Origin of the sequence: Nocardia sp. Root136 (genome assembly GCF_001427185.1) — a bacterium.
In the GTDB taxonomy this organism is placed as follows: Bacteria; Actinomycetota; Actinomycetes; order Mycobacteriales; family Mycobacteriaceae; genus Nocardia; species Nocardia salmonicida.
Genome location: NZ_LMFE01000001.1, coordinates 2,951,487 through 2,965,394, shown reverse-complemented (window position 1 = coordinate 2,965,394; position 13,908 = coordinate 2,951,487). Strand labels below are relative to the sequence as shown.

Sequence of the window (13,908 nt, the reverse complement as noted above, 5' to 3'; positions counted from 1 at the left end):
CCGGAAGGAAACGCAATGAGCGACAACGACTTCACCGCCACCATCACCGTCGACAAGACTCCCGACGAGGCCTTCGCGGCCATCAACAACGTGTGGGCCTGGTGGTCGGAGACCATCGAGGGCAGCACCGGCACGGTCGGTGACAGCTACCTCTTCGAGGTCCCCGGCCTGCACCGCTGCACCATGACGACCACCACGTCGATTCCGGGCAAGCGCCTGGTCTGGCACGTCACCGACTCGCACCTGTCCTTCATCGCCGACACCGCCGAATGGGAGGACACCGACGTCGTCTTCGACATCACCGAGAACGCCGACGGCACCGAAATCCGTTTCACCCATGTGGGTTTGGTGCCGGCCGGGGAATGCTACGAGGTGTGCTCCAACGCCTGGGGCGCCTACATCACCAGCAGCCTGCGCGGTCTGCTCACCACCGGTGAAGGCGACCCGTTCCGGCGCACGAGCACCGGCGAGTCGGAACTGCTCAAGCACGGCAACGCCGACTTGGTGAAGCCGCGCCCCTGATCAGCCCCGCGGCGCGATGAGCAGCGTCTGGGTGCTGCGCCCGATCGGCCCGGTCTCGTCGAACAGCGCGGATTCGGCGAGGCCGATGCCGTGCGGCTGAGGATGGGTGACCGCGTCCAGACACACCCACTCGCCGACCGGCTGACGATGCAGGGTCACGGTGAGGTCGGTGTTGATGAACAGGTACTTCGACCAGTCGAGGACCGCGCTGACCCCGTTGCCCGAATCGGCGGCGGCCAGCGTGCGCTCCAGCGGACTCGGGGTGGTCCCCGCGACAATCGGGTACTTCAACCGGATCCAGCAGACAGCGGGCCCTGACACGGCGAAAGAGCCCGCGATGAAACGGTATTCGATGCCGGTGTGGAAGCCGATCTCCTGATCGGAGGGAAACTGCTCCGGCTCCGTCGCCGTGGGCAGCGGCCTGCTGCCGGTCGGCAGGAACTCGGTGGGCAGCTCGAGGGCGGGCTCGGCGAGCTTGAGCCGCCACGCGTTGGCCTGCATCACCGGTCCGCGCTCCGACGACAAGGTCGCCTCGATCAGTTCGACACTGCGCCCCGAGCGCACCACCTTCGCCTGCGCGGTGAGCGGCGCCAGCGGCACCGGTCCGAGAATCTCGACGGCGACTCGTCCGACCTGGAATCCCGGCCGGGGCTCGCAACGCTCGATCACATGCCCGAGCAGAGCCGACGGCGGTCCGGCGTGCTGGGCGTCCGGCGACCACGGGCCCCGCGTCAGCTCGGTCGAGAGGTACCGGTTCGGGTCGGCGGGGTCTTGGCGGTAGAAGGAATCGGCCACCCGGCCGACGTTACCCCGCGCGACGATCCGGGCGCAGCCGCGGTGCTCGTAGGCCGTGGCTGCGCGCCGGGCGAATCCGCCGATCGGCGCGCGACCCACCGCGACGGTCGGTCGCGCGCGGCGGTCGGACCTAGGCGCTGCCCGTGTAGAGCGCTGTGAACAGGTCGAACAGCGGACGCAGGGCGCACGGGCTGGTGTCGGAGGTGCAGCCGATGGACGACGAACCGGAGTCGGCGACCGGGAGGGACGCGGCCTGGGCGGTGCCGAGCGGGGCGGCGACGGACAGGGCGGCGGCCGCGAGGGCCCCGGCGACGATGCGCTTCATTGATTCACTCCAGTACTCGGCGTGCCGGAAGGTCGACACGATCGCCAACGTTACCGATCGCCTGGGCGAGCGAAAGCCCCGAAATCCAGGGTGCACGCGCGTGCGACGCCCGCCCGATCGCGGAGATCGGACGGGCGTCGACGAGGGTGGTGCGGGGAGTCAGGAGACGACCGGCAGGTACACCTTGCTGCCCTGGTCGGCGAACTCGGCGGACTTCTCGGCCATGCCCGCCTCGATCGCGGCCACATCGGTGAGCCCCTGCTTCTCCGCGTATTCGCGCACGTCGGCGGAAATGCGCATCGAGCAGAACTTCGGACCGCACATCGAGCAGAAGTGGGCGGTCTTGGCGGGCTCGGCGGGCATCGTCTCGTCGTGGTACTCGCGGGCGGTGTCGGGATCGAGCGAGAGCGCGAACTGGTCGTGCCAGCGGAATTCGAAACGGGCCTTGGACAATTCGTTGTCGCGGTCCTGGGCGTGCGGGTGTCCCTTGGCGAGGTCGGCGGCATGGGCGGCGATCTTGTAGGTGATCACGCCGACCTTGACGTCGTCGCGGTTGGGCAGACCGAGGTGCTCTTTGGGCGTGACGTAGCAGAGCATCGCGGTGCCCGCCTGGGCGATGATCGCGGCGCCGATGGCCGAGGTGATGTGGTCGTAGGCGGGCGCGATATCGGTGGCCAGCGGGCCGAGGGTGTAGAACGGCGCCTCTTCGCAGAGCTCTTCCTCGAGCTTCACGTTCTCGACGATCTTGTGCATCGGCACGTGGCCGGGGCCTTCGATCATCACCTGCACGCCATAGGATTTCGCGATCTTGGTGAGCTCGCCGAGGGTCCGGAGTTCGGCGAACTGGGCCTCGTCGTTGGCGTCGGCGATGGAGCCAGGGCGCAGGCCGTCTCCGAGGGAGAAGGTCACGTCGTACTTCGCCAGGATCTCGCACAGTTCACGGAAGTGCGTGTACAGGAACGATTCCTGGTGATGGGCCAGACACCACGCGGCCATGATGGATCCACCGCGCGAGACGATGCCGGTGACGCGCTTGGCGGTGAGCGGGATGTAGCGCAGCAGCACGCCCGCGTGCACGGTCATGTAGTCGACGCCCTGCTCGCACTGCTCGATCACGGTGTCGCGGTACATCTCCCAGGTGAGCTTGGTGGGATCGCCGTTCACCTTCTCCAGCGCCTGATAGATCGGAACGGTGCCGATCGGGACCGGGGAGTTGCGCAGGATCCACTCGCGGGTCTCGTGGATGTTCTTGCCGGTGGACAGGTCCATGATGGTGTCGGCGCCCCAGCGCGCGGCCCACACCATCTTCTCGACCTCCTCGGCGATCGACGACGACACCGCCGAGTTGCCGATATTGGCATTGATCTTGACCAGGAACTTCTTGCCGATGATGGTCGGCTCGAGCTCAGGGTGGTTGTGGTTGGCCGGGATCACCGCGCGACCGAGGGCGACCTCGTCACGCACCAGCTCGGGCGAGACACCCTCGCGGGCGGCGATGAACCGCATCTCGGGGGTGATGATGCCCTGGCGAGCCCAGGCGAGCTGGGTCGGCGGGCCGTCGACGGAGGGGGTGTCCCATTCGTCGCGCAGTTTCGGCAGGCCGGCATCGAGGTCGATCACCGCGTTGTCGTCGGTGTACGGGCCGGAGGTATCGAACACGTCGAAGTGTTCGCCGTTCGTGAGGTTGATCCGGCGGACCGGAATCCGCAGGCCGTCGACCTCTTGGTAGTGCTTGACGCTGCCCTGGATCGGCCCCGTGGTGACGGTGTCGACGGGGGTGCCCCCGGTGGAAGACGTGGCTGTGCCCATGACTGTTCCTCCCTACGCCGGCATTACCCGGTCAGGTTCATACGGTCGACGGCCCTGAACGCCCGATGGGGCTAGCCGTCCTCTCAGCCCGCTGGTGCGAGCCCCCGTTGGTGTGAATTGCCCCGCCGACGTTACCCGCCGGGGATCGCGACCCGCCCGGGGACAGCCGGACGGGTCGCGCGCGAGCGCTCGCTACACCGACGCCGAGTCGAGCTGCTTCGGCGCGTCGTGCGTGCTGTCCTCGGCCTCATGGAGCCCGAACTTGTTGTGCAGCACCACGAGCGGCTTCGGCGACCACCAGTTCCAGGTGCCCATCATCCGCATGAGCGCGGGGGCGAGCAGGCCGCGGATCACCGTCGCGTCGCTGATCACCGCGAGCGCGCAGCCGAGGCCGAACAGTTTCATCATCGACACACCCGAGCTGGCGACGCCGAGGAACACGATGCTCATCAGTACCGCGGCGGCGGTGAAGATCCGCCCGGTGCGGGCCACGCCCATCGCGACGGCCTCGGTATTGCCCTCGGTGGTCTTCGGCCCGGCCAGCCATTCCTCGCGAATCCGCGACAGCAGGAAGACCTCGTAGTCCATGGACGCGCCGAAGGCCAGGCTGAACATGAGGATGGGCATGGCCAGGTTGAGGGTGCCGGTGGCGGTGAAGCCGAGCAGCCCCGACAGGTGGCCTTCCTGGAAGATCCACACCATCGCACCGAAGGTCGCCGCCAGCGACAGGATGTTGAGGATCAGCGCCTTCACCGGCAGCACCACGCTGCCGGTGAACAGGAACAGCAGCACCAGCGTGGTGAGCGCGATCAGCGCGCCTGCCAGCGGCAGTTTGCCGGTGATCGCGTTGACCGAGTCCTGGTTCAGCGCGGCCGGGCCGGTGATCAGGGCTTTCGACGGGGCGGGCACGGTGCGCAGGGTGTCGAGCTGGGCGCCGCCCGCGTCGGAGTAGGGGTCGAGCGTGGTGGCCACCGACAGGTAGGCGCCGTGCTGGGGGTCGGTCATCTCCGGCACGCCCGCCGCCACCCGCAGGCCGTTGCGATACACCGCCGCGCTGCTGAGGACGGCCGGTACGTCGGGCACCTTGGACAGGTCGCGGGCGTAGGTCTCGAGTTCGGCTGTGCTGCCACGGAATTCGGGCAGCACGATGGTCGCGCTCGACGCGAGATCGGCATCGAATTCGGTGCGAAGGATGTCGCCCACCTCACGACTGGCGACCTCGGTGGGCAGCGACCGGTCGTCGGGATAGCCGAACTGGACGCCCAGGAACGGCGAGCCGAGCAGCAGCAGGAACGCGGTGGTGGCCAGCGCGATCGACATCGGCCGCTTCATCACGCCGACGACCAGGCCATACCAAAACGTCTGACGCGGCGCCTTCTCCGTGCCCGGAGCCAGCCGGAACAGTCGGCGCATCGGTGCGCGCAGGTCGCCCGCGTCGATGCGATCGCCGACCAGGATGAGCAGGGCGGGCAGCACGATCACCGCGGCGGCCGCCGCGGCGGCGACCACGGCGATGCCCGCGTAGGCGAAGGACTTGAAGAAGTACTGCGGGAACACCAGCAGTGCCGACAGCGACAGCGCGACGACCAGCGCCGAGTACACGACCGTGCGACCGGCGGTCTGGATCGCGCGGGTCACCGCCGCGATCGGGGTCGCGCCCCCGGTCAATTCCTCGCGATACCGGCTGACGATGAACAGGCTGTAGTCGATCGCCAACGCCAGTCCGAGCGCGGTGGTCATGTTCAGCGCGAAGATCGACACGTCGGTGAGGGCGGTCAGCACGCGCAGAATGCCCAGCGACGCCGCGATGGCGAACAGCCCGATCGCCACCGGCAGTGCGGCGGCCATGAGGCTGCCGAACACCAGTGCCAGCAGCAGACCGGTGATCGGGATCGCGATCGCCTCGGCGATGATCAGATCCTTGCTGATCTGGGTGTTGATATCGGCGAAGGAGGCGGCGAGCCCACCGGCCTTGATCGTGACCGGACCGCTGTCGACCTGGAGTTCTTCGGTCAGCTTCGCGGCCCGAATGGGCAGTTCGGCGTCGTCGCCCTCGATGCTCGCCAGGATCAGCGCGTGGTTGTGATCTTTGCTGAGCATGGCCTGTTTGAGATCGGGGCGCGCGGTCCAATACGACTGCACCCCGCTCACCTCGGGGTGGCTGCGCAGTACCGCGATTACACGGTCGGCGGCCTCGCGAGCGGCGGCGGAGTTCGCGACGTCCTCGGTGGAGATGTCGAGGACGTAGTTGGGCTCGCTACCGGGGAAGTGCTCGCTCAGGTATTGGCTGGCCTGCACGGAATCGAGATCAGCGGTGACGAACCCGCCCGATTTCATGTGCGAGTGCACCGTGGCGCCGATCGCGCCACACAACACCATCAGTAGCACTGCGACCGCGACCACCAACCGTGGTCGGGCAACGGCGGTGCGGGCGATTCTCGTCAACATCGTCGGGTGCCCTCTGTTCGGAAACGTTCGAACCGTCACCGTATCCCCGATCGATTCCGCCCGATACCGCCTCGGGGTGGAGGTGTGTCAAGTATCATCTCCGCCCCAGGGTGGACGCGCGACAGATCCGCTGGGGCTAGCCGGAGGAGGGCAGGATTCGGCCGGCGACTTCGCCGAGGCCGATTCGCCGCCCCTCGGTGCCCGGCGCGGTGGCGGTGATCGTCACCTGGTCACCGTTGGCCAGGAACGTACGCGCTTGATCGTTCACGGTAATGGATTGGGTTCCACCCCAGGACAATTCGATGAAGGACCCGCGTTGCGACGGCTCCGGTCCGGAAATCGTGCCGGAGGCGTAGAGGTCACCGGGGCGGATCGAGGCGCCGTTGGCGGAGAGGTGGGCCAGCATCTGAGCGGGGGACCAGTACATGCGCGAATAGGGCGGGCGCGCTACGACTTCGCCGTTCCAGGCGACCGTGAGATCGATATCGAGGCCGTGGTCGTCGGTGCCGCGCAGGTACGGCAGCGGCTCGGGATCCTGTGCGGGGAGCGGCACCCGTGCCCGCGCCAGCGCGGAAAGGGGCGTGATCCAGGCCGACATCGACGTGCTGAACGACTTGCCGAGGAACGGGCCGAGCGGCTGGTACTCCCAGGCCTGGATATCGCGGGCCGACCAGTCGTTGACCAGGGCGACGCCGAAGACGTGCTCGGTGAACTCGTCGACGGTGACCGGTGTGCCGAGCGTGGAGCCGGTACCGACGACGAAGCCCAATTCGGCCTCGATATCCAGGCGCTCGGACGGTCCGAAATCAGGTGTGCCGGAGGCTGTACGGCGCTGGCCGCGCGGCCTGATGACGGGTGTATCCGAGACGACGACGGTGCCCGCCCTGCCGTGGTAGCCCACCGGTAGGTGTCGCCAATTCGGTAGCAGCGGTTCACTGTCCGGGCGGAAGAGCCTGCCGAGGTTGGTGGCGTGGTCGATGCTGGCGTAGAAGTCGACGTAATCGCCGATCCGCACCGGCAACGCCATCCGTACCGAGGACACGGGGTGGACCGCATCGACCGGCAGCGCGGTGCCGGCGAGTTCGCGCAGCCTGTCGCGGACTTCGCGCCACCGGTGATGACCCTGTGCGAGAAAGGCATTCATGTTCGGACGCGCGAACACCGAATCGTCCAGCAGCGCGGCCAGATCGAGCACAGCATCGCCCAATCGGGCCCCGACCCGGAATTCGCCGCCAGGCGGTGCGAAAACGCCGTAGGGCATGTTCTCCGCCCCGAACAGGGAATCGTCGGCGACCTCCACGCGCAGCACCCTCATCCGAGCCCCGGCCCACGACCTGACCAGGTCCACGCGTACGCCGGATCTTCGCAGGCCAGTGCGCCCTCGCCGAGTTGCAGCGGCCGGAACGTATCCACCATCACCGCCAGTTCGTCGAAGAACTCCGCCCCGATGCTGCGTTCATAGGCGCCCGGTTGTGGGCCGTGCGCATAGCCGCCCGGATGTACCGACACCGAACCCTGGGTGATCCCGGAACCCTTGCGCGCCCCGTAGTTTCCGCCGCAATAGAACATGATCTCGTCGGAATCCACATTCGAGTGGTAGTACGGCACCGGAATCGACAGTGGGTGATAGTCGACTTTGCGCGGTACGAAATTGCAGATGACGAAATTGGTGGCTTCGAAGGCCTGATGCACCGGCGGCGGCTGATGTACGCGGCCGGTCAACGGTTCGAAATCGGCGATATTGAAGGTGTACGGATACAGGCAGCCATCCCAGCCCACGACATCGAACGGATGCCTCGCGTAGGTCATCCTGGTGCCGATCACCTCGTTGCCCGCACGATGTTTGACCAGCACCTCCACGTCGGTGTCGCCGACGAGCAGCAATTCGAGTGGTCCGTGCAGGTCCCGCTCGCAGTACGGCGCATTCTCCAGCAGCTGACCGAATTTCGAGAGATAGCGTTTGGGCGGGGTGATGTGGCTCGACGCCTCGATCACATACGCGCGCAACGGTTCCTCGCCCATCGGCAGCCAGCGATGGGTGGTCGATCGCGGCATGAGTACCTGATCGCCCTGGTGTACCGGCAGGATTCCGAACACGCTCTCCACCACGGCCGCACCGGATTCCACGTACACCAGCTCGTCGCCGATGGCATTGCGGTACAGCGGTGACGCGCCCTTGGCGACCACGTACGAGATCCGCACATCGGCGTTGGCCAGCAGCAACCTGCGTCCGGTCACCGGGTCGACCGTCGTGGCCGTATCGCCGGGGAACAGCAGCGGTAGTCGCAGATGTCGGTGGTGCAGTGGATGATTCGGCGTCAATGTCTGGTCGGGCAGTTCCCAGACGGTCGCGTCGACGATGGCGGGCGGTAGACCACGGTGATACAGCAGCGAGGAGTCCCCGGAGAACCCCTCCTCGCCCATCAGCTCTTCGTAGTAGAGGTTGCCGCGCTCATCCCGATGCTGCGTATGCCGCTTCGGCGGCACCGTTCCGACCCGACGATAAAACGACATGAGGCGCACCTCCCGCTACGTTGCAGGCTGAAACTTCCACCTCCAACGTAACCGAGAACGCGCGGCAGTTCCGTCAGAATTCGGCGATCACCGGCGCGTGGTCGCTGGCGCCCTTTCCCTTACGTTCCTCGCGGTCCACCGAGGCGTCCTTGATCCGGTCGGCGAGGGCGGGGGAGGCGAGGATGAAATCGATGCGCATGCCCTCCTTGCGGGGGAAACGCAGCTGGGTGTAGTCCCAATAGGTGTAGACGCCGGGGCCGGGGGCGAACGGGCGCATCACATCGCGGAACCCGAGATCGAGCATGGACTGGAACGCCTCGCGCTCGGGGGCGGAGGTATGGGTCTTGCCCACGAACAGCTCCGGCGCCCAGACATCGTCGTCGGTGGGGGCGATATTCCAGTCGCCGACCAGCGCGATCTCGGCCTGTGGGTTCTCGGCCAGCCAACCCGCCGCCTTGGCGTGCAGGGTCGAGAGCCAGTTCAGCTTGTAGGTGTAGTGCGGGTCGGCGAGCGTGCGGCCGTTGGGGACGTAGAGACTCCACACCCGCACCCCGCCGCAGGTCGCGCCGAGCGCGCGCGCCTCGACCACCGGCGATTCGATCAGCGAATCGCTGGCGTCCTTGTCGAAGCCGGGCTGATCGGGGAAGGCGAGCTCGACATCGGTGAGCCCGACCCGCGACACGATCGCGACCCCGTTCCACTGATTGAGGCCCACGTGCGCCACTTCGTACCCCGCGGCCTCGAACTGCTCGAAGGGGAACTGATCGTCACGGCACTTGGTCTCCTGCAACGCCAGCACGTCGATGTCGTGGCGGTCCAGGAAGGCGATCGCCCGATCGACGCGGGAGCGGATCGAGTTGACGTTCCAAGTGGCGAGACGCACGGAAGTGACGGTCCTTTCGAGACTAATGACTCTGGGGGGCGGCGTAGCGATAGGCGTGGTGTTCGATGAAGCCGAGTTCGCGGTAGAGGGCGAGCGCGCCGGAGTTTCCCACCTCTACCTGGACGTAGGCGTGGCTCGCGCCCTGCTCGGCGCCCCACCGGATCAGTTCGGCGCACAGCAGCGCGCCGAGTCCGTTGCGGCGGTGCGCGGTCGCAACGGCCACACAGGTGAGGCCAACCCAGCGTCGGCCGTCGGGGGCGGTGGTCACCGCGCCGCGGCCGATGGCCAGGGGCTCGGGCAGGCCGAGTGAGGCGAAGCCGAGGGTGCCGTCCAGGACCGAGGTGAGCACGGCCCGGTCCGGTTCGCGCACGGCGGGGTCGAGGGGGATCTCGCCGCGGTAGCGGTGTGTCCGCAGCCAACCGTCCTCGGGCTCGTCGGTGATCCGGACCATCGACGGGCCTTGCGGCAGGACGAAATTCGCGATGTCGAGACCGAGTACCACGGTCTCGCTCCAGGTGTTCCAGGTCGGCGGGACAGGGGCGAGCCGGTCGGGCAGTTGCAGCAGCAGCGGCAATCCCTGACTCGTGTACCAGTCCGCGATCTTGTGCATGGTGTCGATCGACAACACCGCGGGCACACCCGACTCGCCCAGCGGGACAGCCGAATTCGCCCGTCCGGTGTAGCCGTTACCCGCCCGCACCAGCCAACCGTCGATCCACAGGTGAGCGCTGCCCGGCCAGGCCATGGCCGCCGCGGTCTCCAGCGACCGGATCTCCTTGGTGCGAATAGGCCGGGGCCCCAGTGCCTTCAACGCGACTACGCGATCGGCGGACACCGACACCAGCTCACCGTCGGCGGTGCGCACCGCCGGCGGCTCCAGCGACACCAGTTCGCCGATCACATCTGTGAGCGGTTGGGGATAACCCGCGGGCAGCTGGTACCGCATCACCACCCGCCGCCCGAGCGGAATGTCAGTCGTCATGACCGAACGGATCAGGAACGGTTCCCGGGATCCAGCTCAGACCCGGTGTGCCCCAGCCGTTTCGCTTGATCGCTTTCTTGGCGGCGCGGGCATTGCGGCCGATCAGCACATCGACGTAGAGGAAACCGTCGAGGTGACCCACCTCGTGCTGCAGCATGCGCGCGAAGAAGCCGGTGCCCTCGAGTTCGACGGGCTCGCCGTTCTCGTCGGTTCCGGTGACCTTCGCCCAGTCCGCGCGACCGGTCGGGAACTGCTCGCCGGGTACCGACAGGCAGCCTTCCTCGTCGTCATCGGGGTCGGGCATGGTCTCGGGGATCGCCGAGGTCTCCAGCACCGGGTTCACCACCGTGCCCTTGCGGCGAACGGGGTTGCCGGTGGCGTCGAAGTCGGGGCAGTCGTAGACGAACAGGCGCTTGCCGACGCCGACCTGATTGGCCGCGAGGCCGACACCCTTGGACTCTTCGAGAGTGTCGTACATATCCGCGATGAGCTCGGCCAGCTCCGCGGGGGTCTCCGTCACCTTCGCGGTGGGGTTGTGGAGAACGGGGTCACCGACGATCACGATCGGGAGAATTGCCATGCTCGCCATTATCGCCGCTCGGGTGGGCCGATGATCCGCGGACCCCTGTGGGCCGCGCCACCCCTACTGGCCTTCAGTCAACACGCCGTGACATGGGTCGAAGGATCGGGGGAACCCATGGTTGAATGACGACGGTATTCACCCATCTCGTGATACTCGGCGAGGGAGCACGATGGACGGCGCAGCAGCTCGGGATGTCTCCGGGATCTCCGACGGCCCCACTGCGGGCGAACAGGATTCGGCGGCCGAGGAGAGCACCGGTCTGAGCCGCCGCGAACTCGACATCCTGGACTTCGAGCGCAAATGGTGGAAATACGCGGGCGCCAAGGAAGACGCGATCCGCGAACTGTTCGCCATGTCGGCCACCCGGTACTACCAGGTGCTCAATGCGATCGTCGACTCCGAGGCAGCGCTGGCGGCCGATCCGATGCTGGTCAAGCGGCTGCGCAGGCTGCGGGCGAGCAGGCAGAAGTCGCGTGCCGCTCGCAAACTCGGTTTCCAGGTCTGACATGAGGGCCACACACCCGCCGTTGCGGCTAGGGTTGGGCGGGTGAGCAACCCGAACCCCACTCCCGGCGGCCCGCCGTTGCGCGCGCTGGCGATGGTGTTGATCGCGCTGGCCATCGTCTTCGCCGGTCTGGGTGCGATGTCGCTGTCGAACTCCGATGCCCAGGCCTCGGATACGGAGACCGAGACCACCACCTCCAGCGCGGTCGCGCAGGCACCGGCCACCACCAAGTCCGCGCCGACCACCACCAGCGCGGCCGCCTCGACCACGACGACCACCGTCGCGCCGACGACCACGACCGCGAGCACGACTCCCGCGGCGGGTACGGCGGATCAGGCTGTGCCGGTGCGGGTGCTGAACAACAGCCTCGTCGCGGGCCTGGCGGCGCGCACCGCGAGCGAGCTGACCACCGCGGGCTGGACCAACGTGAGCACCGGCAACTACAGCGGCGCGAACCTCACCACCACCACGGTGTACTACGGCGGCGGCACGGGCGACAAGGCCGCGGCCACCGCGATCGCCGAGCAGGTCGGCGGGACGGTCGCGCCCAAAACGGGGGACACCTCACCGGGTGTCGTCGTCGTGCTGACCGGTCGCTGAACAAGGCGCGGCACGCGGTGCCGTAGGCCGTGTCGCCGCTGTGGCATCATCTTGAGCGGTATAGCCCCAGTCCGATAAGGAGTCTCCTGATGGCCACGTCGACAACTCGTCGCCCGTCCTGGCGCATTGTGACCCCGGTGCTCGCGGTCGCCGCGCTCGGGCTCGCAGCCTGCACCAACAGCCAGGAGTCGAGTGACGTCAAGGGCACCACGCCGCCGGTGTGGACCAGCTCGTCGGCGCCCGCGGGTGAAAGCGAAGGCCACGGTGGCGGTCACGCCGCATCGTCGGCGACCGCGGCCCCCGGCCACAGCGACGATCACGGTAGCGCGCCAGGCGGCCTGAAGGCCCCGCTCAAGAACGGTGCGGGCGCCGAGGTCGGCACCGCGACCATCGTGCAGGAGGGTGGCCACCTGGTCGTCACCGTCGAGGCGCGCGGCCTGACGCCGGGCTTCCACGGTCTGCACTTCCACCAGAACGGCACCTGCGAGGGCGACTTCGCCTCGGCAGGCGGGCATCTGCAGGTCGGCGGCGCCACCGCGCACCCGGCCAGCGGTGACCTCACCTCGCTGCAGGTCGGCGCCGACGGCTCCGCGAAGCTGGTCACCCGGACCGACACGGTCACCCTCGACAACGTCAAGGGCAAGGCGCTGATCATCCACGGCGGCGCCGACAACTTCGGCAACATCCCCCCGCGCTACACGCGCGAGGGTGGCACCGGCCCGGACGAGACCACCCTGAACACCGGTGATGCGGGCGCCCGGGTGGCGTGCGGCGTCGTCGGTTAGCGAGGCGCACCCATGGCCGGGGCATTCGAGTCGGTTTCGTTTCGCGGTTCGCCCCGGCCGACCATCGGCATCGAGTGGGAGATCGCGCTCGTCGACAAGGTGACGCGTGATCTGTCCAACACCGCCTCGACGGTGTTCGACGCGGTCGGTGACCTGCGTGCGCACGACGGCACGCAGCAGGTCACCAAGGAATTGCTCCGCAACACAGTCGAATTGGTGACCGGGGTGCACGACACGGTCGGCGGCGCGGTAGAAGACCTGCACGGCACCATGAACGCGGTGCGGCGCGCGGCCGATCCGCTCGGTGTCGACCTGTTCTGCGCGGGCACCCACCCCTTCGCTCAGTGGTCGACCCAACAGCTCACGCGCTCACCGCATTACGACGAGCTGATCGAACGTACCCAGTGGTGGGGCCGCCAGATGCTCATCTGGGGCGTGCACGTGCATGTGGGAGTTTCGCACCGGGACAAGGTTTTTCCGATCCTGAACTCGCTGCTGCTGTCGTATCCGCATCTGCTGGCGCTGTCGGCGTCCTCGCCCATGTGGTCCGGGGACGACACCGGGTACGCGAGCAACCGGGCGCTGATGTTCCAGCAGTTGCCGACCGCCGGACTGCCGTTCCAGTTCGAGAACTGGCGTCAGTTCGAAGGTTTCGTCCACGACCAGATGAAAACCGGCGTGTTCGAACAACTCGGCGGCATGCACTGGGATATCCGGCCCGCGCCCAAGTGGGGCACCATCGAGGTGCGGGTGTGCGACGGACTGTCCAGCCGGGCAGAACTGGCTTCGGTGGCCGCGCTGATCCACTGCCTGATCGTCGACCTGGACCAGCGCCTCGAAAACGGTGAGGACCTGCCGACGCTGCCGCCATGGCATGTGCAGGAGAACAAATGGCGGGCCGCGCGCTACGGACTCGACGCGATCGTGATCGTCGACGACGCCAGCAATGAGCGTTTGGTCACCGACGATCTGATGGACCTGCTCACCCGGCTCGCGCCGACCGCGAAGCGTCTGGGCTGTGCCGACGAACTGGCCGCCGTAGCCGACATTCTCCGCCATGGCGCCTCCTACCAGCGCCAACGCCGGGTCGCCGCGCATACACAGGGCGATATGGTCGCGGTCGTCGACGCGCTGGTGCGCGAGCTGGATCAGTAGCG

14 protein-coding genes are annotated in these 13,908 nt (G+C 67.6%); 5 read left to right on the top strand and 9 right to left on the bottom strand.

The features are described from left to right. Positions 1-15 precede the first annotated feature (15 nt). On the top strand, positions 16-522 hold the full coding sequence (locus ASD42_RS13605; RefSeq protein WP_056814875.1) for an SRPBCC family protein: 507 nt from the start codon (positions 16-18) through the stop codon (positions 520-522). Here ASD42_RS13605 and ASD42_RS13600 read toward each other — a convergent pair whose 3' ends face one another. The 9 genes from ASD42_RS13600 to ASD42_RS13560 form a co-directional block, all read right to left on the bottom strand. Next, positions 523-1,317, bottom strand: a complete 795-nt coding sequence (locus ASD42_RS13600; RefSeq protein WP_056816278.1) for a thioesterase family protein — start codon at positions 1,315-1,317, stop codon at positions 523-525. 130 nt (positions 1,318-1,447) lie between these two features. Next, positions 1,448-1,642, bottom strand: a complete 195-nt coding sequence (locus ASD42_RS13595) for a hypothetical protein (RefSeq protein WP_131816577.1) — start codon at positions 1,640-1,642, stop codon at positions 1,448-1,450. 159 nt (positions 1,643-1,801) lie between these two features. Then, on the bottom strand, positions 1,802-3,451 hold the full coding sequence (thiC, locus tag ASD42_RS13590; protein ID WP_056814870.1) for a phosphomethylpyrimidine synthase ThiC: 1,650 nt from the start codon (positions 3,449-3,451) through the stop codon (positions 1,802-1,804). A 192-nt stretch (positions 3,452-3,643) separates the two neighbouring features. After that, entirely contained in the window at positions 3,644-5,899 is a 2,256-nt protein-coding gene (locus ASD42_RS13585) for an MMPL family transporter (RefSeq protein ID WP_056814866.1), read from the bottom strand. A gap of 136 nt (positions 5,900-6,035) precedes the next feature. Beyond that, complete coding sequence (gene fahA, locus ASD42_RS13580; RefSeq protein ID WP_156677466.1) at positions 6,036-7,208, bottom strand: fumarylacetoacetase; 1,173 nt, start codon at positions 7,206-7,208, stop codon at positions 6,036-6,038. Between the two features lie 2 nt (positions 7,209-7,210). Continuing rightward, positions 7,211-8,413 (bottom strand): homogentisate 1,2-dioxygenase, encoded by a 1,203-nt coding sequence (locus ASD42_RS13575; RefSeq protein WP_056814860.1) that lies wholly within the window; start codon positions 8,411-8,413, stop codon positions 7,211-7,213. A 73-nt stretch (positions 8,414-8,486) separates the two neighbouring features. After that, positions 8,487-9,296, bottom strand: coding sequence for an exodeoxyribonuclease III (locus ASD42_RS13570; RefSeq protein ID WP_056814857.1), 810 nt, complete (start codon positions 9,294-9,296; stop codon positions 8,487-8,489). Positions 9,297-9,318: 22 nt separating this feature from the next. Further along, on the bottom strand, positions 9,319-10,278 hold the full coding sequence (locus ASD42_RS13565; RefSeq protein ID WP_056814854.1) for an N-acetylglutamate synthase, CG3035 family: 960 nt from the start codon (positions 10,276-10,278) through the stop codon (positions 9,319-9,321). Then, entirely contained in the window at positions 10,268-10,858 is a 591-nt protein-coding gene (locus ASD42_RS13560) for a peptide deformylase (RefSeq protein WP_056816275.1), read from the bottom strand. Before ASD42_RS13560 ends, ASD42_RS13565 begins: the two co-directional genes overlap by 11 nt. 172 nt (positions 10,859-11,030) lie before the next feature. Between ASD42_RS13560 and ASD42_RS13555 the strand changes: the two genes are divergently transcribed. The 4 genes from ASD42_RS13555 (at position 11,031) to ASD42_RS13540 (ending at position 13,906) form a co-directional block, all read left to right on the top strand. Beyond that, positions 11,031-11,366, top strand: a complete 336-nt coding sequence (locus ASD42_RS13555; protein WP_056814851.1) for a DUF3263 domain-containing protein — start codon at positions 11,031-11,033, stop codon at positions 11,364-11,366. A 42-nt stretch (positions 11,367-11,408) separates the two neighbouring features. Next, positions 11,409-11,966 (top strand): LytR C-terminal domain-containing protein, encoded by a 558-nt coding sequence (locus ASD42_RS13550; RefSeq protein WP_056814849.1) that lies wholly within the window; start codon positions 11,409-11,411, stop codon positions 11,964-11,966. A gap of 89 nt (positions 11,967-12,055) precedes the next feature. After that, positions 12,056-12,751, top strand: coding sequence for a superoxide dismutase[Cu-Zn] (sodC, locus tag ASD42_RS13545; RefSeq protein ID WP_056814846.1), 696 nt, complete (start codon positions 12,056-12,058; stop codon positions 12,749-12,751). Between the two features lie 12 nt (positions 12,752-12,763). Continuing rightward, positions 12,764-13,906, top strand: coding sequence for a glutamate--cysteine ligase (locus tag ASD42_RS13540; protein WP_056814844.1), 1,143 nt, complete (start codon positions 12,764-12,766; stop codon positions 13,904-13,906). Positions 13,907-13,908 lie beyond the last annotated feature (2 nt).